This is a genomic window from Demequina sp. TMPB413 (assembly GCF_020447105.2).
Classification (GTDB): Bacteria; Actinomycetota; Actinomycetes; order Actinomycetales; family Demequinaceae; genus Demequina.
In genome coordinates, this window is record NZ_CP096184.1 from 1,756,976 (window position 1) to 1,781,563 (window position 24,588).

Here is a 24,588-nt window from a genome sequence, read left to right on the forward strand (position 1 = left end):
AAGTGGAGACCGTCTCCATATCGTTAACTGGAGACAACGTCCACTTTAGCACGAGGCCAGGAGATGGCATGAAGATCTTGATGATCGGCAGGGGCGTGATCGCCTGCGTGTACGGCTGGGCGTTCGAGCAGGCCGGGCACGTCGTTGAGTTTTTGGTGAGGCCAGGACGCGCTGCGAAGTACGCGCGCCCGATCGACCTCGATCTGATCGACTCGCGCCGACGAGGGGGCCAGGCTCAGGTGTTGCAGGAGTGGTCCCCTCGATATCGAGAAACCCTCTCCCCCGATCACGATGTTGATCTCATCATTCTCAGCGTGCCCCACTACAGCCTCGCCGATGCGGTGGATTTACTGTCCACTCGCACAGGGGACGCCACGGTGCTGATGTTCGGCAATATGTGGCAAGAGCCGCTCGATGCGATCGCCCCCCTCCCCTCTGGTCAGGTCGCCTGGGGCTTTCCACAGGGCGGCGGGGGCTTCGATGCGACAGGCGCCCTGCGCGGAGTGTTGCTCTCGTCGGTCGTGTTCGGGCACTTCGGAGAGGGTCTAACCGAGCGAGAACTGGCGGTGCGTGGCCTCTTTCACGGTGCCGGGTTCCGCGTGTGCGAGCAGCACGATTTCAGGGGATGGCTCCTGTTGCACACCGCGGTAGGAGCGGGCCTCTACTCACAGGCACTTCAGCGCGGGGCGATGGCCGACCTCGTCCGAGACACGGGGGCGTTTGCCGAAGCGATGCGGGTGGGGCGCGAACTCCTCCCGCTCTTGCGGGCGCGAGGTGTCGACCTCTCACGGCATCGAGGCACGTCGATGATGCTCAGGGCCCCAAGCTGGTTGGCTGGCGCAGCGATGTCGCTGGCAATCAGTCGCATTGCCGCCGCGCGGCGATCCTTCGAAGCCCAGGCGGATCCCAACGCCCTGGAACCACGACTGGTCTGCCGCGATGTGGAGGCCGACGCGCGCCGGCTCGGTGTTCCCACGCCACGCCTGTCCGCGATCTCGGCGCTGTTCGCCGACGCACCGCATCCGCGCTGACTCGAACAACCACGCCACCCCGCATCCGGATTCAAGGCAGGAAACTCCCATGGCAACGCTTCTTCAACGACTAGGCCTCTTCTCCGCTCGGCATCGATGGTGGGTGATCGCGGCGTGGATAGCCATCCTCGGCACGGTCGCGCTGACGTACGCAACGGTCGGCGGCGCCCTGTCAACGTCCCTGTCGATTCCAGGGACGCCTGCCCAGAAAGTCAACGATCAGCTCGCGAGCGCCTTCCCTAGCGCGGGGGGCGGCAACGGGCAGCTCGTGTTCTCGACGCGCAACGGGGAGCCCTTCACGGCGGCCCAAGAGGCAGCCATCGCCGACGCATTGAGCAGGGCCGTCGACGTCGATGTGGTCAGCGGTGCAATGGACCCCTTCGTGTTCGCGGATCAGCGTGCGGCTGCCGCGGAACAACTGGAAGAAGCCAGGAGTCAGATCTCGATGGCCAGCGAGCAAGTAACGTCGCCGGAGGAGCAGGCGGCCCTCGATCTTCAGGCGCAGGTCATCGAGGACCAACAGCGGATCATGCAGGCCGGGTCAGGCTTTGCCAGCGTCTCTCCCGGTGAAGACACGGCCGTAGCGACGTTGCAGTTCACCACAGCCAATGCTGAGATCGCACCGTCGGAACTCGCGCAGATCAGGGACGCCGTGATCCGCCAAGAGATCGACGGAGTCACGGTGGAGTTCGACTCTGCGATCGCTGACCCCGGCGAACCGCCAGGCGCCACGGAGGCGATCGGCGTCGTCATTGCCGCCGTCGTCCTGTTCGTGATGCTCGGCTCACTGGTGGCAGCCGGCCTGCCACTCGTCTCAGCCATCGTTGGCGTCGCCGTCGGAGCCGTTGGCATCCTGTCGTTGTCCGGCGTCGTCGAGATCTCGTCGACCACGCCAATCCTCGGTGTCATGCTGGGCCTTGCCGTCGGCATCGACTACTCGCTGTTCATCCTCAACCGACACCGGCAATACCTCCGCGCGGGGGTGCCGGTGCGGCGCTCCATCGGTCTTGCGACAGGCACCTCCGGTAGCGCCGTGCTTTTCGCCGGAATGACCGTGATCATTGCCCTCGCCGCCCTCAACCTCACGGGAATCGGCTTGATTGGTTTGATGGGCACGGCAGGGGCCATATGTGTTGCCATCGCCGTCCTGGTGGCGCTGACTCTCACTCCCGCGCTGCTCGCTTTGGCGGACGTGCGCGTTCTTCCCAAGCGCGAGCGACGCCTCGCCCATACGGACGACGACGCCCTTGCCACCGCGCCTAGCAACCTGGGTTCGCGGACCGCCAAGGGCGGACGCCAAAACGGGAGCGTCGCTACCCGCCACCCCGTCGTCGTCATTGTGAGCGGACTGTTGGCCTTGCTCGTTCTCGCGGTACCAGCGGCGAGCCTCCGGCTCGGCTTGCCAGACGCGGCCTCGCAACCAGCGTCGTCCACGCAGTACAAGGCCTACTCGCAGATTGGCCGCGCCTTTGGCCCCGGAATGAACGGGCCGATCGTGGTGGTCGCGACCCTTCCCGAAGCGGCGAACGAAGCCGAGCTGACGCGCATCGAAGCCGACGTGGCGGACCACCTCATGACGATCCCCCACGTCACCGCGGCCGCACTCGGCGGGGCGTCGGAAGACAACAGCGTCGTCGTCTTCCAGGTGATCCCTGCAGAAGGTCCCGTGGCGGCCTCCACCGAGCAACTGGTCAAGGACCTCCGTGCTGCCTCGTCAACACTCGAGACGGACTTGGGGGTGACGATCGGCGTCACGGGTTTGACGGCCATGAACATCGACACCTCGGCGAAATTGGGGGACGCCCTGCCTCTCTATCTGATCGTGGTCCTAGGGCTGTCGATCTTGATTCTCGTGGTGGTGTTCCGGTCGATTCTGATACCGCTCATCGCCACTGCTGGATTCCTTCTGAGCATTCTGGCGACCCTAGGCATCGTCACTGCGGTGTTCCAATACGGCTGGGGGCTGTCGCTGCTCGGCCTCGAGACGCCTTCGCCTGTCCTCAGTTTCTTGCCGACGCTCCTGGTGGGAATCGTCTTCGGCCTCGCCATGGACTACCAGCTCTTTCTTGTCTCAGGAATGCGCGAGGCTCACGTCCAGGGCGCAAAGGCGCGAGATGCGGTGCTGGTCGGCCTCGACGGATCAAAGGCGGTCATCACGGCCGCCGCCCTCATCATGATCGGCGTCTTCGGAGGCTTTGCGCTGTCGCAGAGCTCGACCGTCACTCCCATTGGCCTTGGCCTGGGCCTTGGAGTTCTGATCGACGCGTTCGTGGTCCGCATGCTGCTGATACCCGCGACCATGACGCTCCTGGGGGAATCGGCATGGTGGCTCCCCAAGCGGATCGACAGGATCTTGCCGGACATGGATGTCGAGGGAAGTCAGCTCACGCACGGGCCGCAGTCACGCGGGGCAATGAGCGCCTAGGGCACGGCCCAGAGTCAGGTGCCGCAGAAGGTGCGGTAGGTGCCGAACTCTTCGGGCGCCGCGGCGGCGTAGCGTTCAAGGCCCTCGCGCTCGTCGTACGGGCGGGTCACCGCGGCCAACAACCGCTGGAAGGGGTCGACGTCTCCCGCAGTCGCCGCCGCGAGAGCTTCTTCGACGAGATGGTTGCGGGGGATGTAGATGGGGTTGACCTTGTTCATCAGTTCGGCATCTGGTCGAAGCGGTATCCAGCGCTCCATCCAGCCGTCGAACGCCACTGGGTCGGAGAAGAGGGACCGCGCCTGCTCGGGTGCGCCCGAAGCCGCGGCGCCCAGACTGCGGAAGACCGCCGTGTAGTCGACCTCGTGCTTCTCGAGCACATCCAACAGGTCTTGCACCACTCCCGACGCGATGTGGTCCACGACGTCATCGCCCAGTCCGATCTTTGCCTTCGCGCCTGCCAGCCAGTGGGTTCTGTACTCGCGTGAGTAATGGTCGAGCGCCTGAGTGGCAATCGCTACTGCTTGGTCCTGATCGTCGTGGAGGAGCGGCAGCAGCGCCTCCGCGAGGCGGGCAAGGTTCCACCCAGCCACCGCCGGCTGATTGCCATAGGCGTAGCGGGCCGCGTGGTCGATGGAGCTGTAGACCGCGCCAGGATCGTAGGCGTCCATGAATGCACACGGCCCGTAGTCAATGGTCTCGCCCGAGATGGTCATGTTGTCGGTGTTCATCACCCCGTGCACGAAGCCGACGAGCATCCATCGGGCCACGAGCGACGCTTGAGCGTCAATCACCCCTCGAAGCAATGCCTGGTACGGATGCTCCGCCTGCGCCGCGTCGGGGTAGTGGCGGGCGATCGCGTGGTCGGCAAGCCTTCGCAGCAGGTCGACGTCACCCGTGGCGCGCGCGTACTGAAAGGTGCCGACGCGCAGATGACTGCTGGCCACGCGTGCCAGCACAGCCCCTGGAACCCGGGTCTCTCGAAGCACCGTCTTCCCTGTGCCCACGACCGCGAGTGACCGCGTGGTGGGGATACCCAAGGCGTGCATCGCCTCACTGAGGACATACTCGCGCAGCATCGGCCCCACCACGGCCTGGCCGTCGCCCGCACGGGCGAAAGTTGTTGGACCGGAGCCCTTCAGATGAAGGTCGCGAAGACGGCCATGGCTGTCCGTGATCTCGCCCAGCAGCAACGCGCGCCCGTCGCCGAGCCGCGGCGAGTAGTGGCCGAACTGGTGTCCCGCGTAGGCCTGAGCGACTGGAGCAGCGCCCTCTGGAACATGGTTCCCCGCCATCAAGAGCAGCCCGTCTGGACTGCGCAAGGCGGACGGGTCGAAGCCTAGATCGACGGCCAGCGCGTCATTGAGCACCAGCAGTTGTGGGCCTTCAAGCTCTTGCGCCTTCCACGGGACGCAGAGTTCCGGCAGCTCCTCGGCGAAGCGAGCCTGGAAAGCAACCTCGACGTGCGATGACGTGCTCATCCATCGAGGCTACCCGCCGCGTCCGGTGACGGTGCCGGAGCGCAAGTTGACGCGGGGCTACACGTTGAAGCGGAACTCCACCACGTTCCGTAGCCGAATAGTGTTCCGACACCTGGGCCCTCTCTCCAAGTTGCCAACCTCATCGCCACCGCCCTCGGCTGAAAGCACCTCAGACGCAGCGGGCGTTAGCCCCCCGATCAACCTCACCGCCTGCTCGCGAATCTGTGGCTCGCGCTGCGCAGCCGCGCCAGGAGGATTCCCGTCGACTCCACGAAGGCTCAGTCCGTAGGAGAGACGCGAATGAGATTGCCATCGGGGTCCGTGATCACAAACGTGCGGCCAAAGACATCGTCGTGGGGCTCTTGGACAACCCTAACTTCCTTGGCCGCCCAGAAGGAATACACCTCGTCTACAGCCTCGGCACCCCCAGGCACCATGAGCCCCACTTCGGACATGCGCGGCGTCGACGCCTCCGCGTCCGAGCGGTGACCATTCCACAGAGCGAACAGCACTCCGGGCGCAACCTCAAAGGGGACATAGCGCGGCGTGACCATCGTGGGTTCCATCTCGAACAAGTCGCTGTAGAACGCGGTGGCGCGTTCGATGTCAGTGACGTGGATCAGGAACAGGTTCGGTGTGCCCACTTCGAGATCTCCCTGGTTGCTTGCGGTTGCGACGGCCTGACAATTGCAGCAGCCCCTGACAGTTCACACCGATTCTCGCCACCTGGGCTGACGTCGGACACTGATGGCGTCCCAAGATTGTTCCTGAAGACGCACGTCGCATAGGGTTTTCTGCATGGCAGACGACGTTCGCAACGTTCATGAGGCGCTTTCCACGATCGCTACGCCTTGGCGGCCGCACCGGCTGACAAGCGTCAACGACTACGACGTCAAGGTCGTCAAATTGCATGGCGAGTTTGTCTGGCACACCCACCCCGACACCGATGAACTTTTCATGGTGGTGAGCGGGCGACTGACGATCCAGCTTCGCGACCGCGATGTCGTCTTGAACCCGAACGACGTATTCGTGGTGCCGCGTGGCGTCGAGCACTGTCCGAAGGCCACGGAAGAGGTCCACGCGATCCTGTTCGAGCCGCAAGGCACCGCCAACACCGGGGACGCCGGAGGCGACATGACTGCGGACTTGCGAGAACTCTCCTAACTCTTTCGTGTGATTGCTCACGCTCGCGCGGATCGACAGCGAGCATCTCCTCGCTTTGAGAGTCGAAGGCGACGAACCGCCGCTGTCGCCCGATGCGTAAGGTCGCTCTGGGTTATGACTTCTCACCGCCAGAAATGCGACCTGAACTACACGTTGAAGCGGAACTCCACCACGTTCCGTAGCCGAATAACGTCTGTGACTACGCCCGAAGAGTCTAGGTGCGCATCGACTCAATTCTGCTGATACGTGCGGCGACAATCCGCGACCGAGGCGCGCGCCTGTGTACTCCACCGAGGCTCACCCGTGCTGACGGGCAGCGCGCAAGTCCGCGTCGTTGATAGGGCGGAGGCTTGCGTAGATCTCTGCCACCTCGTCGGCATTCGCAGGTCGATCTCCATCTTCGTCACCCCAGGAAGCCTCTTGGCTGCGCACGATCGTGTACGAGCCGTCCTTGTAGCCCGCAACGGCGGTGCCGTCCGCACGCACCCAGAGATCGCCGTCGAGCACGCACCACGAATCGAAGTCCTCGTTGAGATCGCCCTCGTAAGCTAGCCATGTACACAGTGGACGTGACTCGGCGTTAACATTCTCAGGGTCGACGAGCGGGGCCTCGACGCGCTCGATAGTGAGAAGACCCCCGCCAGCCGTCTCCACGTGTGTCAGCGATCCATACACGTGCCTGATCGTGAGCCCCGGGACGTCCGCAACCCACGCCTCAGCGTTCTGGCGCTTGAATTCTTGGAACTGCTCCTCCGGTGATAGCGATGCGCCAGCATCGGTCACCGACGGCCCCGAACGCTGCGCAAGGGCCGCGACACCCACACCAATCACGACAATCCCAAGGGTCAACGCCGCACCGAGGACCCTCACTCCCTTACTCCTAGTCCATGGGACGAAAAGCACAGGACAGACTAGAACAAACGCCCCCGCCGCCAAGAAGAGAACCGCCGCGGCGGGATCATCGCCGGCGTTGCCACAGCCATCAAACCCGCACTGCGACAGTGCTGACAACAGCAAGAGATACGTGGCTCCTGCTACGGCGAGGGGCATCGTCCACAGCAGGTGGAGCCAGGGTTGTCGAGCAAAGATACCTGGCCGAGCTGAGTGCCCGAGTTCGGTCTGCATCGATCTACCCAGCTTCGACGTTCGTCATGGCGTCGACGAACTGGTCGAGCGACGGGAGATTGGAGCCAGCCACCAGGAGGTGGAGATCGGCCGGCACGATGATATTGAGCCACCGCTCTGTGCCATAGGGGGAGGACCCGGTGACCTGCCTCAAGAAGCGCTCTTCCAGTTCCGCTTCCGTGGGCGGCTCCCCTCCCGTAAACCGGTACAAAGAGAGGTCCGCAAGAACCGTGGGCATCACGCGCGCATCGCCGACGCGCAGTCGTCGCAGCAACACGCCACCGTTCACGCTCACTAGACGCTCGACAAGACCGCGGCCGAACTCACGCCACACGCAGCGGTGTGATGGCCGCCACCTGATTCTTCAAAGCCCGGCGCTCGAGCCTCAGCTCGTAGTGGGACTGAAGACTCATCCAAAACTCCGCCGAGTTTCCGAAGTACGCGCTGAGCCTCACTGCGGTATCGGCGGTGATCCCACGCTTGCCATGAACAATCTCGTTGATGCGGCGTGGAGGCACGCCGATTGCCACGGCGAGCTTGTTCTGGGTGATACCAAAACCCTCGATGAAGTCCTCCATGAGGATCTCACCGGGATGGATGGGCCGCATCCGCGAGCCGTCAGTGGTAGTCAACGAGTTCGACATCATCCGCACCTCCACCTCTCCAAACGAAACAAATCCGCCACTGAGCGTTCACGCGGATGCTGTGCTGGCCCTGGCGGTCACCGACCAACTTCTCAAGTCGGTTCCCCGGAGGGATCCGCAGATCCTCGACGTCGCGCGCAGCGTGGAGAATCTCCAGCTTGCGCAGCACGACGCGCTGAACCGTCGGGTCAACAGACTTCGTGAACTGCTCGTTCCAGATGCGCTCGGTGGCCTTGTCACCGAAAGACCTGATCACGCAGCCATCGTATAACGCTTCGCGCCAATAACGCTATACGTTAAAGCGGAACTCCACCACGTCGCCGTCGTGCATCACGTAGTCCTTACCCTCAATACGCACCTTGCCGGCAGCCTTCGCCGCGGCCATGGAACCGGCTTCAACGAGGTCGGCAAAGTGCACCACCTCCGCCTTGATGAAGCCCTTCTGGAAGTCGGTGTGAATCACCCCAGCGGCCTCTGGCGCCGTCGCACCCTTGCGGATGGTCCACGCGCGTGACTCCTTGGGTCCAGCCGTGAGGTACGTCTGCAGGCCGAGCGTGTCGAAGCCAACGTGCGCCAACTGGTCAAGCCCTGACTCGTCCTGGCCGTTCGCCTCGAGCATCTCGCGCGCTTCGTCCTCGGTGAGGTCCACCAGCTCGGATTCGAACTTTGCGTCAAGGAAGATGGCCGCGGCCGGCGCCACCTGCGCGGCGAGCGCGGCCTTCTTGTCCTCGTCCACCAAACCCGCCTCGTCGGTGTTGAACACGTAGATGAACGGCTTGGCCGTCAGCAGGTTGAGCTCGCGCACGTCGGCAGGGTCAAGGCCAGCCGCCTTGGCGCCTGCACTGATGGCTGTGCCGGACTCCAGAATCTCCTTGGCCGTCTGCACTGCAGCGAGGTACGAGGGGTCTGCCTTCTTGATGCGGACCTCCTTCTCAAGCCGCACCATCGCCTTGTCGACTGTCTGCAGGTCCGCGAGGATCAGCTCGGTGTTGATGGTCTCGATGTCGCTCGCCGCGTCCACCTTGCCGTCAACGTGCACCACATCGGGGTCCACAAACGCGCGCGTCACTTGGCAAATCGCATCCGCCTCGCGGATGTTCGCCAGGAACGCGTTGCCTAGACCCTCACCCTCTGACGCGCCCTTGACGATGCCGGCGATGTCCACGAATGAGACCGTCGCCGGGAGGATGCGCTCCGACCCGAAGATCTCGGCAAGCGTGTTCAGGCGCGGGTCAGGGAGAGGCACCACCCCGACGTTCGGCTCGATCGTCGCGAACGGGTAGTTCGCGGCAAGAACCGTCGCGCGCGTGAGCGCATTGAACAGGGTTGATTTGCCGACGTTGGGCAGGCCGACGATGCCGATAGTAAGAGCCACGGGCAGAGAGTCTACCGGCGCGCGGCTTGGCCAACCCTCGCGCGGGCCGCGCTCGACGCGTACCGTGTGCCCATGAGCTTTGAAGAGATCTTCAACCCAGGCGCCCGCCACCGCCAAGAGGAGCTGGACGCCGAGAAGATCTTGCCGGTCCCCATCCCTGTCGACGTGTCATTCACAGGACGGCTGCCGGACCTGGGTGTCTCGATGCCTGGCCTCGACTCGCCTCCCTCTCGCCCCGACCTACCTGAGGCCACGGACGACGATGGGGACCCGGCCGTAGCCGAGCCCCCGCCATCTGAGAAGTAGCGCGCGCCTTAAGAGGCGAACTCGATCCCAGAGCCAGGGATCGCGTCAAGCAGCCTCTGCGTGTAGGGCTCCTTCGCATTGTCGAAGATGTCGTCAGTGAGACCCGTCTCCACAATCTTGCCCTGGTCCATCACCGCGACGGTGTCTGCGACCACACGCACCACCGCGAGGTCGTGGGTGATGAACAGATAGGTCAGACCCAGTTCCGACTGCAGGTCCGCCAGCAACTGGAGAATCTGCGCCTGGACCAAGACGTCGAGCGCCTGGCAGATCCGTTCGAACGCGAGGAGAGCACGATCACCATCGATGAACTGTACGACCCCAGAGGTCCCGGGTTGAGCCCCCATGCGAATATCGAGCGAGCCGCCTACAGAGTTCCGATGGCGCGCTTCGGCTCATGCACTTCAGCTGCGAGCGCTTTGACGCGCCGCACTTCGCTCATCGTGGTCCCATTAAGTTCGCCCGCGTGAGTCGCAGCCTGCTCGCACCAGCCTCGCAGGATTCAGCGACAACTGCGTATCTCCCTACGCGATCTCGCCAACACACCGCATCGCCCGCTCACGAAACTCCGGTCGATGCTGCCTCGGTGGCGGCGTCGCCATCTTCTCGACAAGTCACAACATCCTCGAGAGCCAGGTAGACTCGCGGCGCCTGCTTGCGCCGTCCTCGCACAGACTCCGGTGCGACCTCCAACTGTGTCGCGACACCTTCGGTGGTCCGATGCTTGCCGATATCCGTGCCACCCGTGGCCTAATCACAAAGACGCACCGCTCGCACCTCGGGGCCGTCTCGATTGGTGCCCGGCACGATCCACGCCTCCCAAATGGAGATCGGAACCGTACCCGAGACGGACTATCCGTAACCGATTGGCCACTCCACGCTCGTGCCCGTCTTGTGGCGCGATCTCCATGCACCACATGTCTGGAGAACCGTGGCCGGCTCCGACTCGCAGTCGCGGCGCCGCTTCTCATCGGGAACCGTCTCTCGCGGACCACACTCCTCTAGGCTCACTTGAGCGAACTGGTGCTCGACAAACGATTACGGTGGCGCACACTTGGCCACTTCGCGCTTGCTTGCGCCCCACCTGCGGTCCGACCTCGGTGGACGTCGACTCTCACCGTCACGCACCCCCCATCGCAAGCCGTTCCCGAGGCCCTGGCTAGAGTTGCGCCGTACTCGGCTTGCACCATCGGATCGACGGTTCGACGCTCAAAAGGCTAGTCGCGTAGGGACTGCGGCGCACCCAGCCATGGAGCGCCGTCCACCTCACTCGCGCCGTGTTGCGACTGCCATACCGCGATCGCGATACCTGCGGCTCCATTCAGCAGGCCCGGCACGGAAGCCGGCGTACTTATGCCCGGGGGAGTGTAGTCAAATCCATAGAGACTCTGAGGTTTGAAGGACGCGATGACGCGGTTCCGGACGAGCGACTCGGCCTCCTCAAGCCGCGAGTCGTTACTTACAGACCGGCCCGAGGTGAGCACGCCAAGAACTCCCGCTACACCATGACAGAGACTATTGTCCGCGAGAGAATCTATACGTTCCGCGGAAAGCAACGCAAGCTCGATACCGTGATCAACGATTGCGCTGTCTTCCAGAAAACTACCGACGGCGAACATCAGAAGAGCATGTCCTGTCGTTCCGTAGCACCATGATGGGACGCCGCCATTCCAGACAAACTCCACAGCATTCTCTTGAGTGTGCCCGTACATTGGGATACTTAGGTCCTCAAACCACGTATGAAGCCACTCATAGTACGTACGCAATGAAGCTTCCACGCCTGTAGTTGGCCTTTGCTCACGCCGAAGAAATTCCCCTACGCGCACCAACGCAAAAGCAGTTCCGGTAGCCCCATGCGCGAAGCCGAGGTTCCAGTGCGACTCAATGCGGTCGCCTTCTCGTCCGAAAAAGGGCGGACCTTGAACGCGGCCCACCATCCCATTCTCATCCGGGTCGAGAAGCGCACCGAGTACCTCGGCTCCACGGGAGAGACGCTCGGACGAGTCTTGGTCGTTTGAATTGGCAAGGATCACGAGAGATCGACCAAGGCCCGTTAGCGTGTCACTGGTCCAAAATGCTGGCGAGCCTATTCCCCTCCTCGTCGCGCTCTCGAGCGCAACGATTTCCGAGTCGGCCTTTCTCTGTAGCAACCCTCTGATCCGCCCGGCGAGATGCGCCAAACCGGAGTCTGGTGCGGCAAGGTGCGCCGCGACATCTGCTCCAACAAGCGCACTTTGGGCCCCGGGCAACCTGTGATTGAGAGCCGTTGGGAGCCGATCCTCGATCCATTGTGTGTATTCAAGGACCGCTTCACGATCATCGAGCAAGTGAGCCAGTAACAGGACGCCCGATGCGCCGTTCTCGTACGACACCGTGTCCCGGAGTACGACCGAGTTTCCATCTGTGTCCAGGACCTCTGCCGAGGGAGCCGTTGCAGGATCGAATACGAAGTCTGGGTGGGCAGTTCGCTCCAGCACAGCTCGGGCTATCTCCACATCTGCCTCTCCCCCGCCAAGCCGTGTCGGATAACATAACTTCGAAGAACCGACAGCATCTGTGCTTCCTCATCTCCGTCAGCCGCAAACACGCGATTTGCATGCATGTGCAAGACGCTCATCGCGACTCCCACGGGGTGGCTTCCAACATCGAAGGGATTAAGGATGGGGTCGCCCTCGAATGGGGCTCGTGCCGCCAATTTCGAAAGAACCTCATCGCGGGCCTTCCTGCCCACGTGCAAAGGCTTGTGCTCTGATAGACCCTGCGCCACGATGACATTCCATCGAGCCCCCAGTAGTTGTTCCATAGACTCAATCGCCGTCGAGCATGCGGTTTCGAGCCGTGATATTCTGTCCGTCGTAGCAACGTTTGCGCGAAGGGCCACCTCGCTGCTTTGTGTAAAAACCCTGACAATCGAATCGAAACTTCGCTCTCCGCCGTATCGATGATATTCCGGCAGAAAAGGGACCTCGCGCGCGATACGGACCGACGAGCCAACCTCGCTCAACACCGCTTCGCGCAACGCCTCAATGGGAGCCTCGGCGCCCCGTCCGACATGAAACCGAAGTCGGGTGTGTGGATCAGGGTCACGGTAGACAACGAAGTGCCAGTCACTAACGTCGAGGCTCCGCGCTACATTGACAACGCGTTGCGTCGCTCTTGGTAGCCACGCCGTGTCAGGGCCGCCCACCAGTTCGAATCCCAACCAGTCGCGCCGCACAATAGGCGGGACGAACGCCGGAGTGGAATCGAAGCGCGGGAACGGCTCCGTCCGCGCAACCGGAGGCCGCGAGACATGCTGCACATATTCGACAGCCGTCTGATTATGTGTGGTTCTCCCACTTTCAAAGGCGACCGGCGAACTCTTCTCAAGCACCCTGCGAATCTCTGATAGCTCAGAAGGGTCGGTGATGTCGAAGGGCAGGAGATTGTCTCCGGCACCAAACTCCATCCACTTCGGCAGATCCATTGCGCGTTTCCAGCGCGCGAATTCACCACGCCACGCGTCACTGGAGAGATCGCGCCGGAACAGCCGCGACGGCAGACGCCAAGTAGGCTTCGAAATGCGAACATTGCGATAAACTACCCCAGGAAGAAACTCTCGAGCGGACTGACTAGCCCAATTGAAGGGCGTCCAGTCTCGCTCCGTCTCGCGCCCAAGTGTAATGAGGGTTTGCGCGTCGCGCGAGAGATGTCGAGGATAGTTGACCATCGACAAGTTTCGTATGACCAGCGGATCCGCCGAGTCGCGAGCTAACAGCCAAACCTGACCGCCATCATGGATCAACTCGATATCATCCAGCGTGAGGCAACTACTACTCGCATCCGCGAAACTCAGGGATATGTATCGCTCAGTCACCTGCGGCGCATGCATCACGTCGAGGATGTGCCGCGACCTCGGAAAGCACCAGAGTTCGACGGGCTCGACTTCGCGCCCGGTGCTGTCATACCTGCTCGCCACCTCATCGAACCAGGTCCTCGGCAACTCGTCCCAATGACGTACGACCGCCTGGCCCGAGAGCGCCGTTGTGGGCATATTCGCAAGCTCGACCCTTCCAGACACGTCGTCAATGGAGTAGATGACATCCGTATCGATGCCCAGGCTCCGGCGTGCCGGGTCAGTCAGTAGGTCAACGTCACGATCGCCAATTGCGACTTCAGTCGAACCCTCCGCGCGCGCCCTCAACACCAGGTCCTCAAGCAAGTGCTCCGCAGCACGGGTGTGGGCGATGATTGAAGCGCTCGTCTTCTCAAGGTTGATGAGGCCTACCCCCACGATTCCATCAACGGCAGTGCGGTAGGGCACGCGCACTCCGACGCCGAACCGATCCAAGAAGAGGTCCGAAAGGTTACTCTTCGCCGATGCGCTCGGCGTGGATTGCCTCATTCGAAACAGGCGCGCCACCACGCCTTCAACGTTCCGGCTCTGCCCCAAAGGCGCGCCAGCGAGCGGCAACGTGACGCGCGTTACGTTCATGGGTCCGGGAGTCCCCGACCTCTCCTGACGTCCAACGAGTTCGGGTATCGATCGAGGCGCTTCCAGTGTGAATAGGAGTTGCTTCGTGACCATCAGCGCGACAATGCGGTCAAATTGTTCCCTGCTCGCGCCATTTGCTAGAGACAGGTGTTGCGCGAGGTCCTCGGTCCAGATCCCGAATCGGCATCGGCCCCAGATATGTGCCACGAGAGGGGGCATTCGAAATGTCTCCCTGCTGGGTGCCCCATTCTTCTCGTAGAGCACTGCTTCTCTTAGTTCTGCGTCGCAGTCGTCCACGTCGACAGCCAGGTTCGCCACTAGCCACTTGGCATCCAGATTGCTCGCATCGAGAGGTTCCCGGGAGCCGTGGCCCGGCGTGGCAATGGCTTTGCACTGACTCGACCTGTCCGGCAAGCGTCCGGTTGACCCTTGTGGAGGCTGCAGTATTCCCACACCCGCAAACAACCCAAACGGTGTCGCACGGTGCGCAGCCCGTCTCGCGTAGCGCGCAACTGCTCTGGTGATGGCATCCGGGTCTCCACCACCGGAATTCACTCGCTCTAGAATAGCGGTCGAAAGAGACTCCGATGCCACATGTATGGCGGCGAAAAGAGGATTCTCCCTCAGGCGCGCCTCGGCGGTCATCTGGGGCTCTCGAATAGCGACTGCCAACTCCTCAAGAGCCAAGGCAACTTCCCGATGACTAAGCACCGCTGCGCGCCGTGCGTACAGCCCCTTCGACGCCACTTTCAACCGTGCCGAACGTGCATCGCTGTACCGAAATACGCGTCTCCACAGGGACATGGGCCAGTTGTCACGTCGCGTGGAATTCCGGCGAGGAAAGGAACCCCAGCACTTCTCGCGGATACCGCTCCAGCGCTTGGGTCATCATCAACAGGCTGGATCTTAGTCGTCCCGAACGATCGGTCAATTCCCTCGAGAACCAAGCCGAGTCCGATACTCTTCGTTTTCACTTTCCGCTCCCTCATAAGTAGCGCGTTCACCTGGGAGCGCTATCCTGCGTTCCTAAAAGGAGCCCTTGCAGGACACCGCGCGTGCAACTGAAAGTCACTCGTCGTTGCTCGATGTATAGCCAAGGCGCAGGAGACGGGTGTTCGCGTTTCGCCTATGCACGCGCCTTGCCAAACAGGGTTCGCGTCCAGAGACGCGGTATCCCACCGCTTATCCCAGGCTCCGCGCGGTGGGATACCGCGATTAACTCGCGGTGTGCCAGAAGTAGCCTCACGCCGCTTGCGAGACGCACGAGAACACTAGATCCCTGCGGCGCAAGAATCGCTCAACCACCAACCAACGATCGATCCTAGTTTTCTCTGAGCCCGCGCCCTTAAGCCCGCACGGCATGCACAACCGCACGTCCCCAGCAGCACTCACGAACGAACTGCCCTGATTGGCAGCTTCTGAGGCCCGCCGTCAGGTGCAAGGAACGCACATCGCCATACCCAAATACGTGTTCCCGCATGGGGACGGAGCCGCCGAACAGTTGGCACACGTCCAGGTGTTGCATGCCCACCCACCGGTGTTATTTGGCGAGCCTCCGGGTTCTTGCTCACCTTCCGTGGGTGCGACCTCGATAGTGACGAACGACTGCTCGAATTCACTCAGCACCGAATCAATGTCAACGGTTCCTTGGTCCATGTCTCTTCCCTCCCTAGACTGACTGGTCATCTGCCAGCCACAGTTTCTTTCTATCACAGGCTCCTCCGCCGAGCGCTGGGCTGTGACTGATGCCACACCGCTGTCGGACATGGGTCGGTCGAAACGTGTTCGTCGCTGGCAGTGTCAAACGGCAACTCCATGGCTTGGACCACTCTTGTATGTCGGCTTCCCAGCCACCAGTTGAGATCCTCGCTGCGACTCATGGGTGAGTCTCCCCGGGTCTAGTGGTGGGTGAGTTGTCCCGGAGGCGGTTGCCGCTGGGCTTTGCTCTCGCGGTAGTACAGGCCATGCGGCTCGATTGGGGTGATGTATCCGTTCGAGGAGTGCAGGCGGCTCTCGTTGAAACCGTGCGGCCGGGGCGGGGCCGCGTACTCAAGCTCGTCGGCGGTGCATAACAGGCCGCCGAGTCTTACGCACTCGATCATGTAGAACCCGACGAAGGTCTCTGGGAGGGCGTTGTCATATGGGTCGCCGAACGTCTCGTTGGAAGCGATGGCGCCCATGTCCGCGAGCCGTTCGGAGTAGCGGATGCTGGTGTATCTGGCTCCCGCGTCCGAATGCTGGGCCACCCCGGCGATGCCCTGGCCTGCAGGTTCTCGCACCCACTGCACCATTTCGAGCGCGTCCAGGGGCAGGTCTGTGGGCATTCTCGACGTGGTTCGCCACCCGACGAAACGGTGCGAGTAGACCTCGGTGAGAAACACAGTGACGGCCATCTCTGGCCATGTCGCCACATAGGAGAAGTCCACTACCCCCAATTCGTTGGGAGGCGCGGCACGGAGGGATGTTTGAACGTGATCAAGTGCTCGGATCGCGCACAAGTCGCGTCTGGTATTGACAGCCTGTTTGCTGCGACGTGTTCCTCGCGGCACTTGGGCACGCATCAGATGTTCCACGACGCAGCGAGCGACATACTCGGTCGCGGCGCAGCAGACGCCACACCTTTCGGGGGCCACTGGTGCCCCGGCATCGGCTGCGGTCCCAGAACACAGTCTCAATGAACGCGGGGACCTCGGGGTCGCGCACCGAACGCGCCGAGTAGGCACGGTTCCTGGCGGCGTAGTATCCCGGCGAGCCAATCTCCATACCGTGCTCGGTGAGCTCCCGCCTGCTTGGCTCGACGCCGAACTGCGAGCGATGCTCGTCGATGAAGGCCACTAGAACGGAAATCGCGGGTCGGGCACCCGCGCGAGGAAGGACGACGCGGCGAGCGGAGTCTCCTTCGGGCGTTTCTGTTTTGGGACTGCACGCTCCAACGCCTTGATCGTGGTCGCGTCCGTCGTCGTGGCCTCGACCACCTCGCCGGCATCAGTCCGGCCTGCCCCACTCAGCCGCGCAACTTGCCGGGATTGACTCCGACCCGCTGGCCCACACGGATCACCGCGGCGTTCGACGACAGCAGCATTTCCTGCGGCATCGTTTGTCAGTGGCCGCACGGAACGCTCCCTAAGCTCCTGCGGCAACGACCTCGGCGTCGGCAGGACTTCCTTCCGTTCGGAGAATCAGACCCTCCACCAAACTCGGGGCGATTGAGGGATCCTTCTCGCCGGTTGGGACTTGATTGGGGGCGGCACGCGGGCTGAAAAAAGGTGGGAGCCTGACCCTCTTTGGTGGATACTTGATGTGAGGCGAGTGAATTGTCGGCGGCGCTTGAAAATGAGGCCATAGCGGCGGGCGAGAACGAGGCCACCCAGACAGATTGGGTGGATGATCCCATTGGAAGATTGGGCGTCGAGCATTGGATCTGGCTGCGCAGGTTGGGCAGATCGCGGCCACTGCCCGCAATCTGGGGATCAGCGAGTCGTGTCTGCGCCGCTGGATGTCCCAGGACGAAGTCGACCGCGGCTACCGTGAAGGGCTGACGACCACGGATAAGGACGAGTTGGTCGAGCTGCGCCGCAAGAACCGGGTGCTCGAGACCGAGATAGAGATCCTCAAGCGCGCCTCGGCCTATTTCGCTCGCGAGAACGTCCTCCCAAAATGGCGTTCCGGCTCGTCCGCGAGCTCACCGCTGACAGCTTTGCCGTCGCGGTGACGTGCCGGGTGTTGAAGGTCTCGCGCGCCGGCTACTAAGCCTGGTGCAACCGGGCCCGTCGGCAAGATTGGTCGCCGACCAAGTGCTGGCGGCAACGATTTGTCAAGTCCATTTGGAATCACGTGGCACCTGTGGCGCTCCCCGAATCCATGCCGAGCTGCGCTTGGGGATGGGTATGAACGTTGGGCGCAAAGGTGTCTCCCGCCTGATGCGCCTGGCGGACCTGCAAGGCGTGTGTCACCGACGCAAGCGTCGCGGCTGGAAGCCAGCCCCCGCGCCACACGAGGACCTCGTGAATCGGATCTTCCGCGCTGAGGCCCCTGACCGTCTGTGGTTTTCGGACATCACCCAGCATCGCGCGAAGGACGGGTGGGCTCACTGCCCTGCCGTGATCGACGCTTGACTCTCGGCGCGTGGTCGGGTGGTCGGGTGGTCGATCTCGGATCGCATCAGCTCCGAGATTGTCGTCGACGCCCTCGAGATGGCCCGCTGGCAACGCCGATCCCAGCCCGACACCATCGTGCATGCTGATCGCGGAGCTCAATACACCAGTTGGGTCTTCGGCCAGCGGCTACCTCAAGCCGGGCTGCTGGGCTCGAGGGCCGGGTCGCCTCGTACGTGGACAACGCCCTGGGCGAGTCGTTCTGGTCGACAATGCAGCGCGAACTTCTGGATCGCCACGAATGGGAAACGCGCACCGAACTCGCCTCAGCGATGTTCGAGTGGATCGAGGCGCTCTACGACCCTCGCCGCCGCCACTCGTCGCTCGGCGACCTCAGCCCAACCGACTACGACGCACTTCGCAACCGTGTCGCCACTGCGACATGATCAACACACCACCCGTGTCCACGAGACCGGGTCAGGATCCACAGGTCCTTTGCGACGGAGGGTTGTACCAGTATTTCCATCCTGCCCCAAGGCCTATCCCGCCCTCACACCCCGAACCATGTCAACAACCTCGTGAGACGCAACAGCAAGCGGGGCCGCCAACGATAGTCACCGTTCCCCGGAGGCCGCGGTGCTCGGAACCGCCCGCAGCACGAACCGCCGTCGCAGGCGCCCGAGCCTGCCATATGGCTCCGCTACGCACGCACCCATATGGGAAGCCGATCGCGCGACCGGAGTGGAGCGCTGGAACATGCCCCACGATGACCGTTAAGGCCAGGTTGCCACAAAGCACCGGCCACGAGCATCACGGGGCGAACGCACCGTTACCAGGGTCATGAGCAGGAACGATGTGCCACCGCATCCCGACGGCCCACAATGATCCCTTACGAAGGCCACCTGATTCCGGAGCCCGGAATGGCGTCCAGCAGTCGCTGAGTGTAGGACTGCTTAGCGTTGTCGAAGATCTCGTCCGTAAGGCCGGTCTCCACGATCTTGCCCTGATCCATGACAGCAACGGTGTCTGCGACCACCCTGACCACCGCGAGGTCGTGAGTGATGAACAGGTACGTGAGCCCCAGTTCCGACTGAAGGTCGGCCAGCAACTGGAGAATCTGCGCCTGGACCAACACGTCGAGCGCCGACACGGCCTCGTCGAGCACCACCACGTCGGGCTTCAGAGCGAGCGCCCTCGCGATCGCGACACGCTGACGCTGGCCACCCGACAGCTCGTTGGGATAACGGTGCGCGAGCGCCGTGGGCAAAGCGACCTGGTCGAGAAGCTCCTCGACCCGCTCCAAGCGGCTGTTGCGGTCTCCCACCCGGTGAACCTTGAGCGGCTCGGCGATGATCGCGCCAATAGAACGCTGCGGGTCGAGCGAGGCGTACGGGTCTTGGAACACCACTTGCATGCGCCTGCGAAGATCGAAGAGTTGCCGACGGGACACGCCCGTCATGGCGGTACCGCTGACGACGACCTCGCCGGACGTGGGCGGCTCGAGGCCCAAAATGAGCCTAGCGGCCGTCGACTTGCCAGAGCCGGACTCCCCCACGAGCGCCATGGTGGTGCCCTTGTGAATGTCGAACGAGACCCCATCCACGGCGTGCAGCGGCTCAGACTTGAAGCCTCCTCGCCTGATCGAGTACGTCTTGCGTAGGTCCTTTACAGACACGGCGATTGGAGCGGCCTCGACCGTCGAACCCGTCTCTTCATGTCGTGTGGCAAGCCTGAGCATGTCGGGAACGTCGTCGTCCGTGAGCGGCGTCGCCGACGACGACGAGTGGATACGGCGCGAAGCGAGCGACGGCGCGGAAGCGATGAGGCGCTTCGTGTAGGGGTGCTGAGGATTCTGGAGGATGTCCAGGCTCTTGCCAGACTCCACGATCTTGCCCTGGTGCATCACGATGAGCTTGGTCGCGCGATCAGCCGCGAGGCCGAGGTCGTGGGTGATCAGGAGCACGGCGGTGTCGCGGTCGCGCGTCAGCGACTCGATGTGGTCGAGGATGACCTTCTGGACGGTGACGTCGAGCGCCGACGTCGGCTCGTCTGCGATCAGCAGGCGCGGCTCCGCACCAAGACCGATGCCGATGAGCACGCGCTGACGCATGCCCCCTGAGAACTGGTGAGGGAACTGCTTCATTCGCCGGGCGGCGTCGGGGAGGCCTGCCTGCTGGAGCACCTCGATGGCCTTGGCCTGAACGGCTTTGCGTCCCGTAGCGACACCATTGGCCTGGATCGCCTCGCGCACCTGGAATCCGATGGACCACACGGGGTTCAGGTTGGACATCGGGTCCTGAGGAACGTAGCCGATCACTCCCCCACGAATGCCTGCCATCTGGCTCTCGCTATAGCTCGTGATGTCCTTGCCTTCGACGAGGATTCGCCCTCCAGACACGTGGCCATTGCCCGCGAGCAACTTGATGAGTGCCGTCGCTGTGGTCGACTTTCCAGAACCCGACTCGCCGACAATGGCGACGGTTTCCCCAGGGAAGATCTCGAACGACACTCCGCGCACCGCTTGCACGTCGCCCATGCCGGTCTCGAAGGTCACCTCGAGGTTCTCGACCTGAACGATGGGTGCATTGGGATCGACGGCTGCCTCGCGGGTCGACCGAACTTCCACTGTGGTCTCCCGGGTCATCGACGAGCCCTCGCCTTCGGGTCAAGGGCGTCTCTGATGAGCTCGCCGAGCATGATGAAGGCCAGCACCGTGACGGTGAGTGCGAGCGATGGCCAGAACAGCACCATCGGCGCCGTCCTCAGCGTGGTCTGAGCCTGGGCGATGTCTCCGCCCCATGAGACCACCCGAGTCGGGAGTCCAATGCCGAGGAAGGACAGCGTCGCCTCCGCAGTGATCGCGGCACCAAGGGCGATGGTCAGGTAGACGATGACGGGGGTCAGGGAGTTGGGAAGCACGTGCCTGAGCAGCGTGGAGAACTTCGAGCGCCCCACCGCCTCAGAGGCCATGACGTACTCGAGGTTCTTCACCTGCAGGACCTCAGCTCTCAGGATCCTCGCAAGAGAAGCCCACGCGAAACCTCCGATGGCCAACGCAATCACAAAGACGTTCCGGTGTGCGGAAAGCACCGACATCACCACCACGGCGGCGAGGAAGTAGGGGATCGCGAAGAAAATGTCGCCGACGCGGGACAGTAGCGAGTCGACCCAGCCGCCGTAGAAGGCCGCAAGTGCACCCATGGGGATGCCGATCGCTGCGGTGATCAGGACCACCAGGATGCCGACGGACAGCGAGGTACTCGCGCCGTAGATGATGCGTGCATACACGTCGTAGCCCTGGCGCGTAAAGCCCAACGGGTGCCCGTCCATGGGCGGCTGGTTGGACTTGGACAGTTCGCCGAATGCCGGATCGACCTGGGTGAACAGCGAAGGGAACAAGGCCGCAGCGCTCACGATGAGCACGATGGTGACGGCGACGTAGAACAAGGGCCGCCGGCGCAAGTCACGCCACGCATCGAGCCACAGGTTGGAGCGGCGGTCACCCAACTTGATCTTGTCGACCTCGATCGCGTCCGCTGGGTCAACGGGAGCAACGTAGTGCTCGACTGGGCGGTCAGACATAACGAATCCTTGGGTCGAGAACGGCGTACAACAGGTCCACCAAGATGTTCATGGTCACATACATGAGGGTGAGGATGGTGACAAAGGACACCACGGTCGCATTCTCTTGAAGACGAATCGCGTCGAAGAGCACCTTGCCGATGCCGGGGATATTGAAAATGCCCTCGGTCACGGTGGTGCCCGCAATGAGTGCACCAAAGCTGGCGGCCGTGTTAGTCAGCACCGGGATGAGCGAGTTGCGCGCGATGTGCACGGGAATGATGCGTCGGCGGCTGAGGCCCTTCGCGGCGGCGGTGCGCACGTACTCGGCAGACTGGGCCTCGATGACGGACCCGCGCATGAGTCGCATGCCGATCACGTAGATGGTCAGCGCGATGACGATCGCAGGGAGCAGCATCGCCCCCCACGTGGAATTTGCTCCCACGGTGACGGGCGACCATCCGAGCTTGATCCCGATGAAGTATTGGGCCACGAACAGCGCGACGAATGGCGGCACCGAGCTCAACACGAGCGCCGTGATCAGGTTCGCGTTGTCGACGATGCCGCCCTTGCGCAAGCCAGAGATGAGGCCAAGCACCACGGCCAGGATCAACTCGATCACCACGGCCATGAGCACGAGCTTGAGCGTGATGGGGAAGGCGCGCGCGAGGATATCGCTGACCTCGCGTCCGGAGAAGGTGACGCCGAGGTCGCCGGTGAACAGGTTCTTGAGGTACAGGAAGTACTGCACCATGAACGGCTTATCGAGGTTGTACTGAGCGGTGACCGCTTCGAGCACCGCAGGGCTCGGGGTCTTGTCTCCGAACAACGCGAGCACAGGGTTTCCCGGCATCGAGAAAACCATGAAGTAAATCAGGAACGTTGTTCCCAAGAACACGGGGATGGCCTGCAATAAGCGGCGCACCACGTACATCAGCATGGGTGGACCCCGTACGTATCGGTTGGAATGGGCATGTGGGAATTAATTCTACTGTGCCAGTGAGTACGCGATCACAGCAAAGGGCCTAGCCCTGTGCGGCGTGGTGGAGGCGTCGTCACCAGGAAGCGAACGGGAAACGGCCCGCCCCGCACGAGGCGGGACGGGCCGTCGACTCACCTAGTTCTTGGTGATCTGGTAGTACAGCGGCACGGAGTGCCAGTCGAATACCACGTTGTCAACGGTGTCGGCGTAGCCGCCAGTCACGTTGGAGTACCACAGCGGGATGGCAGGAAGTTCCTCGAACAGGATCTCCTGTGCCTCCTGGAACGTGGCGTTCGCCTCTTCAGTGTCGGTCATCGCCGAACCCTCCTTGAGAAGAGCGTCGAACTCAGCCGACGAGTAGTCGCCGTCGTTCGATCCTGCGCCGGTGCCGTAAAGCGGGCCGAGGAAGTTGAACAGCGACGGGTAATCCGCCTGCCAACCTGTGCGGAACGCGGAGTCAATAGACCGATCGGTGACCTGGGTGCGGAACTCGCCGAACGTCGGGAAGGGGTTGCCCTCCGCCTCGATGCCGAGCGAGTTCTTGATCGAGTTGATCACTGCGTCGACCCAGCCCTGGTGACCACCGTCGGCGTTGTAGCCGATGCGGAAGGTACCGGTCCAGGGGTTAATGGCGTCGGCCTCTGCCCACAGTTCAGCGGCCTTCTCGGGGTTGTACTCGAGAACCTCTGAGCCTGGGATGGAGTCAGACCAACCGCTGATGACCGGCGACGTGAAGTCGCTGGCCGGCGTGCGGGTGCCCTGGAAGATGACGTCCGTGATTTCCTCGCGGTTGATCGCCATCGACAGCGCCTGACGACGCAGGTTGCCCTCTTCGCCAGAGAAGTGGTCGAGGCGGGCAGGAATCGTGAACGACTGGAAGACGGCGGCCGGCTGGTTCACAGCGCGGTCACCGAGGTCCGACTCGAAGACCTCAAACGCGGAGTCAGGGATGCCGTCGATCACGTCGACGTTGCCTGCGAGGAGGTCAGCGTAGGCCGCGTCCTGCTGTGCGTAGAAGACGATCCTCAGGCCATCGTTCTGAGCAACACGCTCACCCGCGTAGTCCGGGTTGGTCGCGAGCTCGATCTGAACGTCGTGCTGCCAGTCGGCCGGGTCTTCGAGCATGTAGATGCCGTTGCCCACCGGGTTCTGACCGAAGGCCTCGAGGTCCTCAAAAGCGACGTCGGGGAGCGGGTAGAACGCGGAGTAACCAAGCGACAGCGGGAAGTCAGCCTGCTGCTGGTTGAGCGTGACGGTGAACGTCAGGTCATCAACGACCTCAAGGCCGGACATCTCGGGAACGGACTCTTCCCAGCTGAAGCCCTCGATGGGCTCGAAGAAGTAGCTGTTGAGCGAGACGTCGGCGTTCGCCAGGTCTGCGCCCCAGTTCCAGGCGTCCACAAAGTTGTGCGCGAGAACGGGGGTGCCGTCCGTAAACGTCCACCCCTCCTTCAGCTTCACGGTGAAGGTCTGAGAGTCGTCGGTCGTGATCGACTCGGCAACCTCGTTGTGAGGGGTGCCTTCGCCGTCGTAGTAGACGAGGCCAGCGAAGAGTGCGTCGACAATCTTGCCGCCGCCGGTCTCATTGGTGGCCGAAGGGATCAGCGGGTTCGCGGGCTCGGAACCGTTGGTGGAGATAATCGCCGTACCGTCGGTGGTGCCGCCGGTGCCGCCGGAAGTGGTGGGGTCTGCGTCGTCGCTGGAACCGCAAGCGGCCAGCGTCAGTGACGCCGCCGCAACGACCGCGAGGCCCTTAGTCCATGTACCGAGTTTCATACTCGGGCTCCTTTCTTCTCTCGCAAGGCCGTTCGCGAGCATGGATATGTCCGCGTGAACGTCTACGAGGGGACGCAGGGGAGGTTCCCCTGAGTCTCAATCATTTTAGGGAATAGCACGTAACGAACACGTTACGCGCAGGCATCGATTCCG

General features: G+C 62.7%; 21 protein-coding genes and 2 pseudogenes. 7 read left to right on the plus strand and 16 right to left on the minus strand.

Annotated elements, in window-relative coordinates:
- The first annotated feature begins 68 nt into the window (after positions 1-68).
- Both LGT36_RS08500 and LGT36_RS08505 read left to right on the plus strand, forming a co-directional pair.
- A complete protein-coding gene (locus LGT36_RS08500; protein ID WP_226096515.1) occupies positions 69-1,031 on the plus strand; it encodes a ketopantoate reductase family protein in 963 nt (320 codons plus the stop codon).
- Between the two features lie 49 nt (positions 1,032-1,080).
- Positions 1,081-3,456, plus strand: coding sequence for an MMPL family transporter (locus LGT36_RS08505; protein ID WP_226096514.1), 2,376 nt, complete (start codon positions 1,081-1,083; stop codon positions 3,454-3,456).
- Positions 3,457-3,470: 14 nt separating this feature from the next.
- Here the strand turns inward: LGT36_RS08505 and LGT36_RS08510 are convergent, their stop codons facing one another.
- Together LGT36_RS08510 and LGT36_RS08515 are read right to left on the minus strand one after the other, a co-directional pair.
- A complete protein-coding gene (locus LGT36_RS08510) occupies positions 3,471-4,934 on the minus strand; it encodes a YdiU family protein (RefSeq protein WP_226096513.1) in 1,464 nt (487 codons plus the stop codon).
- 278 nt (positions 4,935-5,212) lie between these two features.
- Positions 5,213-5,578, minus strand: coding sequence for a VOC family protein (locus LGT36_RS08515; RefSeq protein WP_226096512.1), 366 nt, complete (start codon positions 5,576-5,578; stop codon positions 5,213-5,215).
- 154 nt (positions 5,579-5,732) lie between these two features.
- Between LGT36_RS08515 and LGT36_RS08520 the strand changes: the two genes are divergently transcribed.
- A complete protein-coding gene (locus tag LGT36_RS08520) occupies positions 5,733-6,098 on the plus strand; it encodes a cupin domain-containing protein (RefSeq protein ID WP_226096511.1) in 366 nt (121 codons plus the stop codon).
- Between the two features lie 297 nt (positions 6,099-6,395).
- Here LGT36_RS08520 and LGT36_RS08525 read toward each other — a convergent pair whose 3' ends face one another.
- The 5 genes from LGT36_RS08525 to ychF all read right to left on the minus strand — a co-directional run bounded on the left by LGT36_RS08525 (position 6,396) and on the right by ychF (position 9,242).
- Entirely contained in the window at positions 6,396-6,968 is a 573-nt protein-coding gene (locus LGT36_RS08525) for a hypothetical protein (RefSeq protein ID WP_226096510.1), read from the minus strand.
- Between the two features lie 259 nt (positions 6,969-7,227).
- On the minus strand, positions 7,228-7,518 hold the full coding sequence (locus LGT36_RS08530) for a hypothetical protein (RefSeq protein WP_226096509.1): 291 nt from the start codon (positions 7,516-7,518) through the stop codon (positions 7,228-7,230).
- 28 nt (positions 7,519-7,546) lie between these two features.
- The gene (locus LGT36_RS08535) at positions 7,547-7,867 is read right to left on the minus strand and encodes a HigA family addiction module antitoxin (RefSeq protein ID WP_226096508.1); all 321 of its coding nucleotides are present in this window, start codon (positions 7,865-7,867) and stop codon (positions 7,547-7,549) included.
- Entirely contained in the window at positions 7,842-8,123 is a 282-nt protein-coding gene (locus tag LGT36_RS08540; protein WP_226096507.1) for a type II toxin-antitoxin system RelE/ParE family toxin, read from the minus strand. Before LGT36_RS08540 ends, LGT36_RS08535 begins: the two co-directional genes overlap by 26 nt.
- 33 nt (positions 8,124-8,156) lie before the next feature.
- On the minus strand, positions 8,157-9,242 hold the full coding sequence (ychF, locus tag LGT36_RS08545) for a redox-regulated ATPase YchF (RefSeq protein WP_226096506.1): 1,086 nt from the start codon (positions 9,240-9,242) through the stop codon (positions 8,157-8,159).
- 72 nt (positions 9,243-9,314) lie between these two features.
- Here ychF and LGT36_RS08550 point away from each other — a divergent pair, with 72 nt between their 5' ends.
- Positions 9,315-9,548: a hypothetical protein gene (locus LGT36_RS08550; RefSeq protein WP_226096505.1), complete on the plus strand. Its 234-nt coding sequence runs from the start codon at positions 9,315-9,317 to the stop codon at positions 9,546-9,548.
- 8 nt (positions 9,549-9,556) lie between these two features.
- Here LGT36_RS08550 and LGT36_RS08555 read toward each other — a convergent pair.
- From LGT36_RS08555 to LGT36_RS08570, 5 genes and pseudogenes are all read right to left on the minus strand, one after another.
- A pseudogene (locus LGT36_RS08555) lies at positions 9,557-9,814 on the minus strand (ABC transporter ATP-binding protein); the annotation flags it as partial.
- A 951-nt stretch (positions 9,815-10,765) separates the two neighbouring features.
- Positions 10,766-12,043, minus strand: a complete 1,278-nt coding sequence (locus LGT36_RS14230; RefSeq protein ID WP_371922741.1) for a lanthionine synthetase LanC family protein — start codon at positions 12,041-12,043, stop codon at positions 10,766-10,768.
- Positions 12,034-14,022 (minus strand): thiopeptide-type bacteriocin biosynthesis protein, encoded by a 1,989-nt coding sequence (locus LGT36_RS08565; protein WP_226096519.1) that lies wholly within the window; start codon positions 14,020-14,022, stop codon positions 12,034-12,036. The genes LGT36_RS14230 and LGT36_RS08565 overlap by 10 nt, the downstream gene beginning before the upstream one ends.
- Before the next feature lie 63 nt (positions 14,023-14,085).
- A pseudogene (locus LGT36_RS14235) lies at positions 14,086-14,826 on the minus strand (lantibiotic dehydratase); the annotation flags it as partial.
- A 1,094-nt stretch (positions 14,827-15,920) separates the two neighbouring features.
- Positions 15,921-16,583: a DDE-type integrase/transposase/recombinase gene (locus LGT36_RS08570; protein ID WP_370634280.1), complete on the minus strand. Its 663-nt coding sequence runs from the start codon at positions 16,581-16,583 to the stop codon at positions 15,921-15,923.
- 854 nt (positions 16,584-17,437) lie between these two features.
- Between LGT36_RS08570 and LGT36_RS08575 the strand changes: the two genes are divergently transcribed.
- The 3 genes from LGT36_RS08575 (at position 17,438) to LGT36_RS08585 (ending at position 18,562) form a co-directional block, all read left to right on the plus strand.
- Positions 17,438-17,734, plus strand: coding sequence for a transposase (locus LGT36_RS08575; RefSeq protein WP_226096502.1), 297 nt, complete (start codon positions 17,438-17,440; stop codon positions 17,732-17,734).
- Positions 17,735-17,816: 82 nt separating this feature from the next.
- The gene (locus LGT36_RS08580; RefSeq protein ID WP_248642054.1) at positions 17,817-18,137 is read left to right on the plus strand and encodes an IS3 family transposase; all 321 of its coding nucleotides are present in this window, start codon (positions 17,817-17,819) and stop codon (positions 18,135-18,137) included.
- Between the two features lie 215 nt (positions 18,138-18,352).
- Positions 18,353-18,562, plus strand: a complete 210-nt coding sequence (locus tag LGT36_RS08585) for an integrase core domain-containing protein (RefSeq protein WP_226094641.1) — start codon at positions 18,353-18,355, stop codon at positions 18,560-18,562.
- A gap of 443 nt (positions 18,563-19,005) precedes the next feature.
- Here LGT36_RS08585 and LGT36_RS08590 read toward each other — a convergent pair whose 3' ends face one another.
- The 4 genes from LGT36_RS08590 to LGT36_RS08605 form a co-directional block, all read right to left on the minus strand.
- Positions 19,006-20,760 (minus strand): dipeptide ABC transporter ATP-binding protein, encoded by a 1,755-nt coding sequence (locus LGT36_RS08590; protein ID WP_370634264.1) that lies wholly within the window; start codon positions 20,758-20,760, stop codon positions 19,006-19,008.
- The gene (locus LGT36_RS08595) at positions 20,757-21,698 is read right to left on the minus strand and encodes an ABC transporter permease (RefSeq protein WP_226095978.1); all 942 of its coding nucleotides are present in this window, start codon (positions 21,696-21,698) and stop codon (positions 20,757-20,759) included. The genes LGT36_RS08590 and LGT36_RS08595 overlap by 4 nt, the downstream gene beginning before the upstream one ends.
- Entirely contained in the window at positions 21,691-22,617 is a 927-nt protein-coding gene (locus LGT36_RS08600; protein WP_226095977.1) for an ABC transporter permease, read from the minus strand. The genes LGT36_RS08595 and LGT36_RS08600 overlap by 8 nt, the downstream gene beginning before the upstream one ends.
- A 177-nt stretch (positions 22,618-22,794) precedes the next feature.
- A complete protein-coding gene (locus LGT36_RS08605) occupies positions 22,795-24,435 on the minus strand; it encodes an ABC transporter substrate-binding protein (RefSeq protein ID WP_226095976.1) in 1,641 nt (546 codons plus the stop codon).
- Positions 24,436-24,588: the final 153 nt, after the last annotated feature.